Origin of the sequence: Streptomyces sp. NPDC007896 (genome assembly GCF_042959425.1) — a bacterium.
GTDB lineage: Bacteria > Actinomycetota > Actinomycetes > Streptomycetales > Streptomycetaceae > Streptomyces.
Window position 1 is genome coordinate 140,583 of record NZ_JBIBKX010000025.1, and the last position, 13,067, is coordinate 153,649.

The following is a 13,067-nucleotide window of genomic DNA, read 5'->3' on the forward strand; positions in this document are numbered from 1 at the left end:
AATGAGTTGGAGACAAAGGCTGCGAGCGAGGCTTGACGTGGATCAAGCCGTCCTTCCTCTGGATGATGTATCGCTGCGGATGGGGGACCAAGGAGGGTCAGGACACCGTCCTCGCAGTCGAGATCACCCGTGAGGCTTCGAGTAGGCGTTGGAGCACCCTTGCCTGTCACACCACGAGCGCGGTCTGCACTCCGACCGAGCCGCCTGGAAGCGGCAGTTGAAGCGGGCCGCCCGATGGACTCTTGGATCACCTGCGCCCAATGAGCGCAGTCACCAGTTGAGGCGTTTTGTTAGTGTTCCGCCCTGACAGGCCACTGCCCTCCGTGCTGACCAGAGCTCTTGAAGACGAGGCGGGCGGAGGCCTGTTGGGCGGCATGGCGCGGACGTGTCGGGACCGGACGAGCCGGGGTCGGTGCGGGGGTGGCGGCCAGGCGGGGGAACAGGGCTTCGGCGTTGCCGCGGTTGACGGCCTGGAGGACGTTGGGGTCCACGCCGGTGTCGAGTCCGCCTGCGAAGTACTGGCCGGCCGGGGTGGGGGCGAAGGGCCAGTCGCTGCCGAAGAGGACGTGCCCGGGGCGGGCGAAGGCGAGCAGGCTGGGCAGGGCGGCGGGGCTGGAGGACAGTGCGGTGTCGAAGTAGAAGGCGCGGAAGTCGTCCAGCACGTCCAGGGGGCTGCGTCCGGTGTCGCTCGCGATGGCGACGGTCATGCGGTGGGAGGCGTAGGGCACGAAGCCGCCGGCGTGGCTGAGGATGAACCGGATGTTCGGGTACGTGCGCGCGATGCCGTTGCGTACGAGGAGGTACGCGGCCCGTGTCGTGTCCAGGAGGGAGTCGGCGGCGAACGGCGGAATGCCCTCGACGGCCGGTGCGGGCAACTCGGCGGGGTGCACGAAGACGAGCGCGCCCCGCTCGTCCAGGACCCGCCACAGCGCGTCCTGACCGCCCGCGCCGAGGTAGGCGCCCTGGTTGTTGGCCAGCAGGGTGACTCCGTCGGCGCCGAGTTCCTCCAGCGTCCGCCGGGCCTCCGCGGCGGAGGCGGCGGCATCGGGTATGGGCAGGGTGGCGAAGTACCCGAATAGGCCCGCGTGATCAGCGGCGAGGGACGCGGAGAAGTCGTTGAGCCGCCGCGCCAGGTCGGCGGCCTCGCCCGGGTCGGTGAGGAAGCCGGTACCGGGGGTGGAGACGGACACGATGGCCGTGCTGGTGCCCAGCAGGTCCATCAGCTCGAGCGCGGCCTGCGGGCTCCACTCGGGCAGGGCGCGGCCGCCGGCTTCGTGCCCGATGTGCTTGCCGTCTCAGTTGGACTGGTCTGTGGGGGTGCTGGCGGCGATATCCGTGCCGTAGAAGCGGCCCTGGTCACACAGGGCGTCGAGCTCGGCGATTTCGTCCTCCCTTAGTTGCCCGTCAAGCGCGACGCCGAGGACGTCTCGGGCGCGGGCCAATCGCCGAGCGACATCCCAGTCGGCGATGAATTTGCCGACGGTGTACTCGTCGGCGGTTGCGGACGCCTGGCGGGATCCGAGTCGGTCGAGGGAAACCACGAACTCGTTGAGGTCCTGGAGGACTGCGACGACCTCGTCGAGGGGTATGCGGATCTCTCGGGAGGACATGTCCATCTGCCGATTCAACTCCAGAGCTCGTACTCCGGCCCAGATCGTGGTGTTGCTGGTCGGGGCTGGTCCGGGAACGGGTGCGGCCACCGGTGATCATCGGTGTGCGAAGACAGAAGATCAGACGGTGGCCGCAGGTGACAGCATTGATCCTGCCCGCCGGCAGGACCTGTTCGAGGTACTGAAGCCTTCCGGCTTCGCGGTGGGCCCAGTGACGCGCTCAGCGGGGCGGCTTGACCAACCCCACCTCATAGGCGGTGATCACGAGGTGAACCCGGTCCCGGGCGCCCAGTTTGGTGAACAGCCGTGACACGTGCGACTTGGCGGTGGCCACCGTGATGAAGAGTTCCTCCGCGATCTCGGTGTTCGACCGGCCACGTCCGACCAGGGCCAGCACTTCCCATTCCCGGTCGGTGAGGCCCTCGACCGGCCGTGGAGGGCGCTCCGGGGCAGCCACGGGGCGTCCGACGAAGTCCGCGATCAGACGGCGCGTCACGCTCGGCGCGATCAGTGCGTCGCCGGCAGCGACCACGCGGATCGCCGCGAGGATGTCGTCCAGCTCCATGTCCTTGACCACGAAGCCGCTTGCGCCGGCTCGGAGCGCGCCATACACGTGGTCGTCCTCGTCGAAGGTGGTCAGTATGAGGACGCGGGTCGTTGCCGGACCGGCCGTGACCTGGCGCGTGGCCTCGATCCCGTCCATGCCGGGCATCCTGATGTCCATCACCACGACGTCGGGGCTGACATTCCTGACCAGTTGGACCGCCTCGGCGCCGGTGGCGGCCTCACCGACGACCTCCAGGTCGGGGTGATCGGCCATGAGCACGCGCAGACCGGACCGTACCAACGGCTGGTCGTCGGCGAGCACGACTCGGACAGTCACCGGGCCTCCAGCCGAACGCCGATGGTTTTGGTTTTGGGTAGCGGCAGTTGCGCAGCCACCTGGAAGCCGCCCTCCGGACGCGGTCCGGCGCTGAGGTGGCCGTGCAGCAGGCCGACCCGCTCCCGCATGCCGACGATGCCGAAGCCGTGGGCCAAGCCGTTCTCAGTGGCGCCGCGCCCGTCGTCGACGACCTCCACGGACAGCTCCTCGTCCCCGTAGTCGACGGTCACCCGGCAGTGCCCGGTGCCCGCGTGACGGACCACGTTGGTCAGCGCCTCCTGCACGATACGGTAGGCGGACAGGTCGATGTCGGCCGGCAAGGGCCGCTGCTCCCCGCTGAAGCGCACGTCGACGCGTACCCCCGCGTCCGCGGTCGCCGCCGCGAGCAGCTCGATGTCCGCCAGTCCCGGTGAGGGCGTGCGAGATGACTGCCCCGCGGCCGCTGACTCCGGGGCGGCCTGACGGAGCGCCACCAGCGTGCGCCGAAGGCCCGACAAGGTCTCCCTGCTGGTGGCCTCGATGGCTCGCAGCGCCTCGCGGGCCTCCGCAGGCTGCGTCTGGATGACCCGGCGGCCCACACCGGCCTGGATGGCAATGATGCCGATACTGTGCGCAACCATGTCGTGCAACTCCCGTGCGATCCGCAGCCGTTCGGCGGTCACGGCCTCGGCCACCTCCTGCGCGCGCAGCGCCACCGCGTGCTCGCGGCGCTCGCGACTGAGCAGACCGACCGTGCACGATGCGGCCATCGCCAGAAGGGCGATCACGCTGTTGGCCGTCAGGTTGTCCCCGTGCGCGAAGCCGCCGATCAGCAGGAGCTGCGCGATGAGGGACACGGCCACCGCGACGATCGAATCCCGTCGCGTGCGGGTTGCGACGATGAAGCCCAGGACAAGGTCCACCGCCAGATACGACAGGAACTCGCCCTGATACGACAGCGCCAGGCTCGCACGCGCGTGGCGGGGCGGCATCACCACCACGGCGGTGGCGCCGAAGAGTGTCATGGCCAGAGCCAGCAACGGCACCCGGCGCAGTACACCGGCGAGCAGGCTCACAGCCAGTAGCGACCCGACGGCGTGGACGGTGCCGGAAGCCCGCGGCGCGCCCCCCAGCAGCAGAAGCAGCATGAAGAGGTACAGGACACCCCCGATCCAGGCCATCACCGCCGGCCTTGGCGCCGTCGGTGTGCCCTCTCGAGAGCGAGGCTGCGATGCGAAACCGCAGGCAGCCGTCGGGGTGGTCGGTGTGGCGTCCATGCCGTGAGACTAACCAGCCGCCGCCCACGCGGCATCGGCCCCGGGACGTACGCCCGCGGGCTAACCCGGCGGCGCGATTGCCGCCCCAGGGCCAATGCCCGGCCGGGGGCCTCCCGGCAGGGTTGACCGTGTGATCGAAGTCAGCGAACTCACCAAGCGCTACGGCAGCAAGACCGCCGTAGACCATCTGTCCTTCACCGTTCGACCGGGCCAGGTCACCGGATTCCTCGGCCCCAACGGTGCCGGCAAGACCACCACCCTGCGGATGATTCTCGGCCTGGACGCGCCAACCGCCGGTGCCGCCACCGTCAGCAACGTCCCCTTCCACAGCCACCGACGCGGACTGCGGCACGTCGGCGCACTCCTCGACGCCACCCGGGTCCACGGCGGACGCAGCGCCGCCGCCCACCTGTCCGCGCTGGCCCACAGCAACGGCCTCCCGCTGCGCCGGGTGGACGAGGTACTGCAGGAGGTGGGGCTGGCCGATGCGGCGACCCGCCGCATCGGCGGGTTCTCGCTCGGCATGAAACAGCGGCTCGGTATCGCCACCGCCCTGCTCGGAGACCCGCCCGTGCTGATGTTCGACGAGCCGATCAACGGCATGGACCCGGAAGGCGTTCTCTGGGCGCGCCGTCTGTTCCGGCGTCTGGCCGCCGAGGGGCGCACCGTCTTCCTCTCCAGCCACCTGATGTCGGAGATGGAGAACACCGCCGACCGGCTCGTCGTCATCGGCCGGGGCCGGCTCATCGCCGCAGAGTCGCTAGGGGACTTCGCGGCCCGCAGCACCCGCCTCAACGTCGTGGTGGGCAGCCCGCAGGCTGCCGCGCTGGCAGCGGTGCTGGCCGCCGCAGGCGCATCGGTCGAGCCGCAGGGCTCGACGGGCACCGAGAAACTCGCCGTGGCCGGGCTGCCGGCAGAGCGGATCGGAGCGCTTGCCTTCGAGAACCAGATCATGCTGAACGAGCTGACCACCCGAACCGCCTCACTCGAGGAGGCGTTCATGGAACTCACCGCCGACAGTGTCGAATACCTGGCAGGGCAACCCCGATGACTACGATCAACTCCGTCCCTCCGACCACGTCGGACGCGCCGGTCGCCGAGCCGCCCGCCCGCTTCCACGACCTCCTGGCCGCGGAGTGGGTCAAGATGTGGTCCCTGCGCTCCACTCCGTGGACGATCGCACTCACGATCCTGTTCGTCATCGGGTCCGCCGCCGCGGCCGCACTGGCGGACTACAAGAACTTCGAGGGCTCCGGCGCGAGCATGCGGCCGCCCCCTGACTTCCTGCCCTTCGACGCCTATCCGCCGGCCGGCTACATGACGCTGATGCTCGTCGCCGGCAGTGTCGGCGCCATCACCGTCGCGAGCGAATACAGCAGCGGCTTGATCGGCACCACCACCGTGGCCGTCCCTGCCCGCGGCTCAGTGGTGTTGGCCAAAGCGGTCGTCACCGCCGGCGTGTGGACCGCTGTCGGCACGGCCGTCTCCACCGGTTCCTTCCTGGTCTCCCAGGCCATACTCAACGGGCGGCACGCAGGCGTCCCGATCACCCACCCCGGGGTGCTCCGGGCGCTGGTGGCATCCGCGCTGCTGGCCCCGGTCTGCGCACTCGTCGGCCTGGGGCTCGGCGTCCTGATCCGGCACAGCGCCGCGACCATGGTCACCAGCGTCTTCACGCTGTTGATGCTGCCCACGATCTTCTCGCAGCGCAAGCGCTGGTCCGCCGACGTCAACCACGCGATGGTCGTCACCGCCTGGAAGCGCCTGGTCCAGAACTGGCCGCCGGATCCCGAATCCCTGGACTACACCGCCACGGTCGCCGGTTCCTGGATCGTGTACGCGGTTTGGCCGCTCGTCGCGGTCGTGCTCGCGTTGGTCGTCGTGCGGCGCCGCGACGTATGAAACCGCGGCAGGTGCTGATTCAGGACTGCGGGCTGGGGGAGTCGGCGGAGCCGTTCGTCGTGTCCGGTCCGGCCGGTACAGCGGTCGGACCCGGCTCAAACACCTGACTACCGCCGGCTCGTCCGGGACCTCGGTGTGAAGCCGCTGATCGCCCGCCGCGTCACCGAGCACAGCTCCGGACTCGGTGCCCAACGCCGGGTCGTGGAGCGAGTGTTCGCCCATCCGCACTGGTTCCGCCGCCTACGGATCCGCTGGGAGGTTCGCGATGACATCCACGAAGCATTCCTCAGGCTCGGATGCGCACTGATCCGCTGAAGGCGGCTCATGTCATCGCGTCGGTTGTCCTAGAAGGGGGGCCAGCCCGAATCGGCGGGAGGCGTGGGATGAATCCGTTTCCCGGCGCCGCGCATCCCCAGCGGCCAGCGCTGGTCGATGGCGGCCGCGGCCTCCTCGCAGAGTTGGCAGGCATCCTGCCCTTCCGGCGTCCACATGCCGTACGGAGAGGGGGTCAGGCTGTCGCTCACTATGCCGCACAAGGTCATGCCGAAGTCCTCGTAGGCATGGGCATCGTCGTAGGCGTGCGACACGTCCCCGGGCAGCTCCGGTGATTCCGCCCGCTCCCAGCGCAGGTCCACGGGCTGGTACTGCGGCCGGGAGACCTCCTGCGGCTGGTGTCCCAGCTCGGTCCATGCATGGCACCAGGGGCAGAACCACCGCTCCTTCACCCGCAGGCCCCATTCCGTCTGCGGCTCCGATACCGGCATCCTTCGCGCTTCGTGTCCACACACGTCACAGGTCACATCCCGATCCTTCCATGGGGCACTGCTCAAGGAAGCACAGTGGGTGGTGTCCAGGCTGCTTCGGCTGCTTGTGCGGTGGGGTGGGTGGGGAAGACATGGTCCAGCCCGACGATGTGGAAGATTCGACTGATGCGGTCGGGGACCGCTGCCAGAGCGATGTCTGCCTGGGCGGCGAGGGCGTGATTGCGGGCAGCGATCAGGACGGTGATGCCGCTGGAGTCGCAGAAGGTGATGCCGGTCAGGTCGATGACGAGCTGCTGGCCTGCATGGAGTGTCAGGCGGGGCAGGAGCGCACGTACGTCGGGGGCGCTGTCGTTGTCGAGTTCTCCGGTCAGTTCGATGACGGGCCCGGCGGGGGTGGCGCGGGTGTGGACGGTCAGCTCGGTCACGGCTGCTCTTCACGGGTGGGTCGGGGCACGCTGATGGCGAGCACGGCCGCGTCGTCGTCCACTCCGGTGCCGAATGTGTCGAGCAGGTCACGTACCGCGGCGATGGCGTCGGAGGCGGTCGTCGGTGCCAGGGCCTGGGCGAAGTCGAGGAGAGCGTCGTCACCGTAGCGGTCGCCGTCAGTGATCTGGGCGGTGTGTGCCTCGGTGAGACCGTCTGTGTGGAGCAGCAGGGTGTCGCCGGGGTCCAGGCGGACGGTGGTGGTGGCGATGTGGGCGTCGGGCAGGACGCCGATGAGCTGTCCGCCGGGGGTGGGCAGGTAATCGGCGCTGCCGTCGGCGCGCATGAGCAGAGCTGGGGGGTGACCGCCGCTGGCCAGGGTGACACGGAAGCCGCCTCGGTCGGTGTCGGGGGTGAGCAGTCCGAAGATGACCGTGCAGAACCGCGGGTCCTGGCCGTTGTATTCGTGGTTGAGAACCGTGTTGAGGTTGCTCAGGACGGTAACCGGGTCGGGGTCGTAGACGGCGGCGGCGCGCAGGGTGTAGCGGGCCAGGGAGGTGACGGCCGCTGCGGCCGCGCCCTTGCCACACACATCCCCCAGGAACAGTCCCCACGTTCCGGAAGCGAGGGGGAACAGGTCGTAGAAGTCGCCGCCGACCTTGTCGGTGGAGGCGATGTGGTAGTGAGCGGCTACGTCCAAGCCGGGCACACTCACCAGGGCAGGCGGCAGGAGAGTCTGTTGCAGGGTGGCGTTGAGGCGCTTGAGTTCTTCGCGTTCGCGTTCTGCTTCCTGCCGGGCGCGCAGCAACTCGGTTTCGTAGGCGCGGCGGTCGCGGGCGTCGAAGACGGTGGTACGGATCAGCAGTGGCTGCCCGTCGCTGCTGGTCTTGACCGTGGAGGTCACCAGTACCGGCAGACGGCTGCCGTCGGCCGTCCTGAGTTCCAGAGCGATTCCGCTGACCTCTCCCTGCATGCGCAGCAGCGGAGCGAAGTGCGTCTCGTGGTAGAGCCGGCCTCCGACAGTGAGCAGGTCGGAGAACGTCTTGTTGCCCACGACGTCGCCGCGTCGGTGGCCCAGCCAGTCGAGCAGCGTGGTGTTGATCTTCGCGATCGTACCGTCCAGCAGGGTGGAGAGGTAGCCGCACGGCGCATGCTCGTACAGGTCTTCCGCGCTGTCTTCCAACAGTGCGGAGAACGCCGCGTGGTCGTCACGGCTCTGGCTGTTCTCGCCGTCACTGGTCCTGCACATCATCGACCCGCTCTCGCGAAGGCGCTGATCGCGGCGGCCGTCTCCTCCGGGGCGGCGAGCTGGGGGCAGTGCCCGGTCGCGTTCAGCGTGACCAGGCGGCTCCCGGGGATCTGCGCCTGTACGAAGGCTCCGACCTCCGGAGGCGCGATCGCGTCTCTGGAACACTGCGCGACCAAAGTGGGCACGGTGACCTTGGCGAGGTCGTCGCGGTTGTCGGACAGGAATGTCACCCGGGCGAAGGTCCGGGCGATGTCGGGATCGGTCCGGCAGAAGCTGTTGGTGAGCTCCTCGCCCAGTTCCGGACGCTCGGGATTGCCCATGATCACCGGCGCCATGGCACCTGACCAGCCCAGATAGTTCGCATCCAGCGATTCCAGGAGCTCATCGATGTCCTCGGCACTGAACCCGCCCCGATAACCGGCGGTCGAATCGTCGATGAAACACGGCGACGGGGCGAGCAGGACCAGACCGGCGAAAGCCTCCGGCTCCCGCGCCGCGGCCAGAACGCCCATCATCGCGCTCACCGAATGCCCCACAAAGGTCACCGGCCCGAGCGACAACTCACGGCAGATCTCCAGCACATCATCGGCATATCCCTCCAGCGAGGAGTAACGCTCCATGCTCCACGCCGAAAGATCGGAACGCCCCGCTCCCACGTGGTCGAAGAGCACCACGGTGAAGTCGCGCTCCAGAAGCGGTACCACCAGCCGCCACATGTTCTGGTCGCACCCGAACCCGTGCGCCAGCATCAGCACAGGGCGACCGGCCTGGCCGGTCACCGTCACATGATTCCTGCTCCGCACACTCATACGCCCATCCTCGCAGACGGTTCCACGGCCCCCCGGGACCGAGTGGCTGCAGTCGTGACGGGGCGCCGAGGTAGTGGACCCAGCTGTGGTTCGCGTACTTCGTCAAGGTCTCCGCAGTGGACGGGTAGGCCCTGCGGCGCTGCCCTGCGCCTCGCGGCGCTCATCCGGCTGATGCTTCCGGTCAGCCTTCATGGCTCGGGAGAATCTCCTTGACCTTGGCGATCGCGAAGCCCCACCCCTGTGCCGCGGTCGGCTTGCCCGGCACGGCCACCTCCTCGGGGTTGGTCAGCACGTCCAGCAGGACCGGCCCAGGGGTGCCGAAGGCCCGGCGCACGCTGTCGTGGAGATCGGCCGGGTCGGTGACGCGGATGCCGGTGAGGCCGAGCGCGGTGGCGACCGCGGCGAAGTCGGGGTTGTCGAGTTCCGTACCGAATTCAGGCAGGCCGGCCTGCTCCTGTTCGAGCTTGACCATTCCCAGACGGCGGTTGTCGAAGACCACCAGCTTCACCGGCAGTTGGTATGTCTTGATCGTCATGAGGTCGCCGAGCAGCATGCTCAGCCCGCCGTCGCCGCAGAAGGCGACGGTCTGGCGATCGGGCGCCCAGAGCTGGGCCCCGAGGGCCTGGGGCATGGCATTGGCCATGGAGCCGAGGTTGTAGGAGCCGATCAGGCGCCTGCTGCCGCGCATGGTGACGAAGCGCGACAGCCAGACGGTGGCCATCCCGGTGTCGGAGGTGAAGACGGCGTCCTCGGCGGCGTAGGCGTCCACTGCGGCGGCCAGCGCCTCGGGGCGGATCTCGTGGTCACGGTTGTCCAGAGCGGCCCTCAGCTTCCCGGTCCAGCGGCGCTCGTGACGTGGGTCGGCCAGGCGCCGCTGTCCTTCCTGCCAGTGGGCGAACCGTTCCCGCGCACCGTCCAGGTGGCCGTGGTCCGGGACCGCATCGAGCAGCGGGAGCAAGGCTCGTAGTGTCGCGCCGACATCGCCCGTCAGACCCACGTCCACGGGAACCCGGCGGCCCAAGTGCTCCTCACGGGTGTCGATCTGGACGACCTTGCACCCCTTCGGGTACCAGTCCCGGTACGGGAAGTCGGTACCCAGCATCAGGAGCGCGTCGCCGCTGTCGAGCGCGTGGGAAGCGGCGGGGTTGCCTATCAGACCGGTTTGGCCCACCTGGAGGTCGTTGTCCCCCTCGAACCCCTCCTTCGCCTTGAGGGTGAGCACCATCGGCGCGGCGAGCACTTCGGCGGTCCGAAGGACCTCGGCGCGGGCGGCGCGCGCCCCGCGGCCGACGAGCAGGGTGACGCGGTCGGCGGCGTTCAGGAGTTCGGCGGCCGCCGCGAGCGCCGGGTCGTCCGGGCGGGTGACGGGCCGGTCGAGGGCGAAGCGGGCGGGCCGGTCGTCGCTCAGCTCCCGGTCACCGAGGTCCCCCGGTACGGTGAGCACCGCCACTCCGCCTTGGCTGACGGCTGTACGCACGGCGGACTCCAGCATCCGCGGCATCTGGTCGGGGGAGGAGACGGTGGCACGGTAGACGGCCACGTCACGGAAGAGCAGGTCGTTGTCGACTTCCTGGAAGTAGTCGCTGCCGACCTCGGCGAGGGGAACCTGACCGCAGATCGCGAGGACGGGGGTACGGCTCTTGGCCGCGTCGTACAGCCCGTTGAGAAGGTGTACGGAGCCGGGTCCCACCGTTCCCATGCACACCCCGAGGGTTCCCGAGAGCTGGGACTGCGCTCCGGCGGCGAAGGCCGCGGCTTCTTCGTGCCGGCAGCCGACCCACTTCAGGTCGTCAGTGGTGCGGATCGCGTCGGTCAGTGGGTTCAAGGCGTCTCCGACCACTCCGAAGATATGCTGGACGCCCAGGTCCTTGAGTGCGTCGACGATCACGCGGGCGACGGTTCGTGCCACGGGAGGGCCCTTCGGTCCGGTGCGGCCCTCGGAATGAGTGCCGGGTTCAGTGGATGAATGAGTGGGTGCATCAGTGGGTGAAGCGGTCCGGGTCTGCCGTCTTCCAGTCGGATGCCCAGTTCGAGGGCGCCGATGTGAGCAGTTGTCCAGGGGTGAGCCACTCATGGAGTTCCGCGTAGGAGCGGACGGTGTGGGGGTTCACCCGCTGGAGCAGCATGTGGGGTTGCAGCCCGTGCGGGTCGTCGACGCCCATCGAGGCCATGATCTGGAGCGCGCTCTTGACCGTTGCCTGCTGATAGCGCCGTACGCGCTGGGACTTGTCGGGAACGTCGACGGCGCGGGCGCGCCGTTCGTCCTGGGTGGCGACCCCTACAGGGCAGGTGTTGGTGTGGCAGCGCTGGGCCTGGATGCATCCGATCGCGAACATCATGGCGCGGGCGGAGTTGGTGTAGTCGGCTCCCTGGAGCAGGCGTTTGACGAGGTCGCTGCCGGTGGCGACCTTGCCGCTCGCACCTATCCTGATCCGGTCGCGCAGCCCGACGCCCACGAGGGCGTTGTGCACGGCCATCAGTCCCTCACCCAGCGGCAGGCCGACGTTGTCCGCGAACTCGAGCGGCGCCGCGCCCGTTCCGCCCTCCGCGCCGTCGACGACGATGAAGTCCGGTGCGCTGCCCTCCTCCAGCATCGCCTTGCACACGGCGAGGAACTCACGGCGCGAGCCGACGCACAGCTTGAACCCGACGGGCTTGCCGTCGGCCAGTTCGCGCATCCGGGCCAGGAAGCGCACCAGCTCGCGCGGTGTGGAGTAGACGCGGTGGAAGGGCGGCGAGATGACGGTCTCCCCTTGCGGAACGCCGCGGACTGCGGCGATCTCCGCGTTCACCTTGGCACCCGGCAGGACTCCTCCAATGCCGGGTTTGGCGCCTTGGCTGATCTTCAACGACACGCACTTGACCTGCTCGTGCGCCGCTTTCGCGGCGAACTGTCGCTCGTCGAAGTCCCCGTCGTCCGTCCGGCAGCCGAAGTATCCGGTGCCGATCTCCCAGACGAGATCCCCGCCGGGGCGCAGGTGGTACTCCGACAGGCCGCCCTCGCCGGTGTCGTGGGCGAAGCCGCCCAGCTGTGCTCCGGTGTTGAGGGCCAGCACGGCATTGGCCGACAGTGAGCCGAAGCTCATCGCCGAGACATTGAGCAGGGCCATGTCGTAGGGCCGGGTGCACTCGGGTCCGCCGATTCGGACACGCGGCGCCTCGGTGTGCACCGACCGGGGGGCCATGGACGGAGTGAGGAATTCGCTGCCCGTCCGGTACAGGTCGAGTTCGGTGCCGAACGGTTCCTCGGCATCGGTGCCCTTGGCGCGCTCGTAGACGATGCTGCGGGTGTCGCGGTCGAAGGGGCGGCCGTCGAAGTTGCGCTCGATGAAGTACTGCTGGAGCTCTGGCCGCAGCGCCTCCAGCGCGAATCGGAGGTGCCCCAGCAGCGGGTAGTTCCGTAGGACGGAATGCCGACGCTGTACGAGATCGTGGACGGCCACGAGCGCGAGCAGAAGCAACGGGCAGGCCGCGGCCCACCACCAGGGTGAGACCAGGACGGCGGTGGCCGCGCCGGCCATCGCCAGCGAGCCGAGCAGGGCGACCAGAAGTATCTTCAGCACATCGTGCTTGTGTCCCGAAGTTCTGCGGTCAATCCGTTCGCGCGCATCGCTCAGGCGCTACCGGTGTCCGAACGGCCCGCGTCGACGGGCTTCCCACGCGTGAGCGGTCTCCGGGTGCGCGGGAATTGCTGCGCCGCTGCCTCGGCACGCGAGCGTTGGTCAGCCCACCGGTACGGAGGCGCAGGATCGTGCCGAGCTTCAGGCCCAGCGGCACAGGCCGTCCGGGGAAGCCGCGTCATGGAAAGCGTCGAGGAACACCACGTCGTGGTGTGGAAGGCCATGGGTCGTAACGGGCTCGCCGAACTCGGCGAACAGATGGAAGGGGTCAAGTAGAAGGCCCCCGGTAAACCCCTCGCGGTTCCCAGCGCCGACCAGTGGACCGCCCACCGGGGGGCGCCTGCTGCGACGGATCCACCCGTCGGCCTGCCTCCGCCCTCCCCGCCGCCCACAACTCGTAATCGACTTCCGCGGATTCAGCCGCGCCGTCCCACACTTCCGGATCATCGTTCTCTCAGGTGGTGGTGGGGGTGTGGGTGGTGAGTTGTGCGGTGAAGACGGTGGTGTTGTTTTGGTGTGCGGTGATGTGGGTGGTGGGGGTGGGGGTTTGG

At 69.0% G+C, this 13,067-nt stretch carries 13 protein-coding genes and 1 pseudogene; 4 read left to right on the forward strand and 10 right to left on the reverse strand.

Going from position 1 to position 13,067, the window contains the following annotated elements:
• Window positions 1-62: 62 nt before the first annotated feature.
• Window positions 63-229, forward strand: a pseudogene (locus tag ACFZDJ_RS48935) (DUF4291 family protein); the annotation flags it as partial.
• A gap of 61 nt (window positions 230-290) precedes the next feature.
• On the opposite strand, the gene ACFZDJ_RS48940 reads toward ACFZDJ_RS48935, so the two are convergent.
• From ACFZDJ_RS48940 to ACFZDJ_RS48955, 4 genes are all read right to left on the reverse strand, one after another.
• A complete protein-coding gene (locus ACFZDJ_RS48940) occupies window positions 291-1,220 on the reverse strand; it encodes an amidohydrolase family protein (protein WP_391069345.1) in 930 nt (309 codons plus the stop codon).
• 75 nt (window positions 1,221-1,295) lie between these two features.
• Window positions 1,296-1,616 (reverse strand): hypothetical protein, encoded by a 321-nt coding sequence (locus ACFZDJ_RS48945; protein ID WP_390939803.1) that lies wholly within the window; start codon window positions 1,614-1,616, stop codon window positions 1,296-1,298.
• Between the two features lie 214 nt (window positions 1,617-1,830).
• Window positions 1,831-2,493: a response regulator gene (locus tag ACFZDJ_RS48950; RefSeq protein ID WP_390939805.1), complete on the reverse strand. Its 663-nt coding sequence runs from the start codon at window positions 2,491-2,493 to the stop codon at window positions 1,831-1,833.
• Window positions 2,490-3,749: a histidine kinase gene (locus ACFZDJ_RS48955; RefSeq protein WP_391069347.1), complete on the reverse strand. Its 1,260-nt coding sequence runs from the start codon at window positions 3,747-3,749 to the stop codon at window positions 2,490-2,492. Before ACFZDJ_RS48955 ends, ACFZDJ_RS48950 begins: the two co-directional genes overlap by 4 nt.
• Window positions 3,750-3,879: 130 nt before the next feature.
• Between ACFZDJ_RS48955 and ACFZDJ_RS48960 the strand changes: the two genes are divergently transcribed.
• From ACFZDJ_RS48960 to ACFZDJ_RS48970, 3 genes are all read left to right on the forward strand, one after another.
• On the forward strand, window positions 3,880-4,800 hold the full coding sequence (locus tag ACFZDJ_RS48960; RefSeq protein WP_391069349.1) for an ATP-binding cassette domain-containing protein: 921 nt from the start codon (window positions 3,880-3,882) through the stop codon (window positions 4,798-4,800).
• Window positions 4,797-5,651: an ABC transporter permease gene (locus ACFZDJ_RS48965; RefSeq protein ID WP_391069351.1), complete on the forward strand. Its 855-nt coding sequence runs from the start codon at window positions 4,797-4,799 to the stop codon at window positions 5,649-5,651. The genes ACFZDJ_RS48960 and ACFZDJ_RS48965 overlap by 4 nt, the downstream gene beginning before the upstream one ends.
• 135 nt (window positions 5,652-5,786) lie before the next feature.
• Window positions 5,787-5,966, forward strand: a complete 180-nt coding sequence (locus ACFZDJ_RS48970; protein WP_391069353.1) for a hypothetical protein — start codon at window positions 5,787-5,789, stop codon at window positions 5,964-5,966.
• Window positions 5,967-5,995: 29 nt separating this feature from the next.
• Here ACFZDJ_RS48970 and ACFZDJ_RS48975 read toward each other — a convergent pair whose 3' ends face one another.
• From ACFZDJ_RS48975 to ACFZDJ_RS49000, 6 genes are all read right to left on the reverse strand, one after another.
• Complete coding sequence (locus ACFZDJ_RS48975) at window positions 5,996-6,415, reverse strand: hypothetical protein (protein ID WP_390939813.1); 420 nt, start codon at window positions 6,413-6,415, stop codon at window positions 5,996-5,998.
• Window positions 6,416-6,477: 62 nt separating this feature from the next.
• Entirely contained in the window at window positions 6,478-6,840 is a 363-nt protein-coding gene (locus tag ACFZDJ_RS48980; RefSeq protein WP_391069355.1) for an anti-sigma factor antagonist, read from the reverse strand.
• Window positions 6,837-8,087: a SpoIIE family protein phosphatase gene (locus tag ACFZDJ_RS48985; protein ID WP_390939824.1), complete on the reverse strand. Its 1,251-nt coding sequence runs from the start codon at window positions 8,085-8,087 to the stop codon at window positions 6,837-6,839. The genes ACFZDJ_RS48980 and ACFZDJ_RS48985 overlap by 4 nt, the downstream gene beginning before the upstream one ends.
• Window positions 8,087-8,896, reverse strand: coding sequence for an alpha/beta fold hydrolase (locus ACFZDJ_RS48990; protein WP_168504170.1), 810 nt, complete (start codon window positions 8,894-8,896; stop codon window positions 8,087-8,089). Before ACFZDJ_RS48990 ends, ACFZDJ_RS48985 begins: the two co-directional genes overlap by 1 nt.
• 181 nt (window positions 8,897-9,077) lie before the next feature.
• Window positions 9,078-10,805, reverse strand: coding sequence for a thiamine pyrophosphate-dependent enzyme (locus tag ACFZDJ_RS48995; protein ID WP_391069357.1), 1,728 nt, complete (start codon window positions 10,803-10,805; stop codon window positions 9,078-9,080).
• Between the two features lie 70 nt (window positions 10,806-10,875).
• Window positions 10,876-12,417: a glutamate synthase-related protein gene (locus ACFZDJ_RS49000; protein WP_390939826.1), complete on the reverse strand. Its 1,542-nt coding sequence runs from the start codon at window positions 12,415-12,417 to the stop codon at window positions 10,876-10,878.
• Window positions 12,418-13,067: the final 650 nt, after the last annotated feature.

What these genes read in the sequence shown, in the direction of transcription:
- ACFZDJ_RS48975 (WP_390939813.1), bottom strand. Translation starts at nt 6,415, where the DNA reads ATGCCGGTATCGGAGCCGCAGACGGAATGGGGCCTGCGGGTGAAGGAG.
- ACFZDJ_RS49000 (WP_390939826.1), bottom strand. Translation starts at nt 12,417, where the DNA reads ATGGCCGGCGCGGCCACCGCCGTCCTGGTCTCACCCTGGTGGTGGGCC.
- ACFZDJ_RS48990 (WP_168504170.1), bottom strand. Translation starts at nt 8,896, where the DNA reads ATGAGTGTGCGGAGCAGGAATCATGTGACGGTGACCGGCCAGGCCGGT.
- ACFZDJ_RS48955 (WP_391069347.1), bottom strand. Translation starts at nt 3,749, where the DNA reads ATGGACGCCACACCGACCACCCCGACGGCTGCCTGCGGTTTCGCATCG.
- ACFZDJ_RS48985 (WP_390939824.1), bottom strand. Translation starts at nt 8,087, where the DNA reads ATGTGCAGGACCAGTGACGGCGAGAACAGCCAGAGCCGTGACGACCAC.
- ACFZDJ_RS48940 (WP_391069345.1), bottom strand. Translation starts at nt 1,220, where the DNA reads ATGGACCTGCTGGGCACCAGCACGGCCATCGTGTCCGTCTCCACCCCC.
- ACFZDJ_RS48965 (WP_391069351.1), top strand. Translation starts at nt 4,797, where the DNA reads ATGACTACGATCAACTCCGTCCCTCCGACCACGTCGGACGCGCCGGTC.
- ACFZDJ_RS48945 (WP_390939803.1), bottom strand. Translation starts at nt 1,616, where the DNA reads ATGGACATGTCCTCCCGAGAGATCCGCATACCCCTCGACGAGGTCGTC.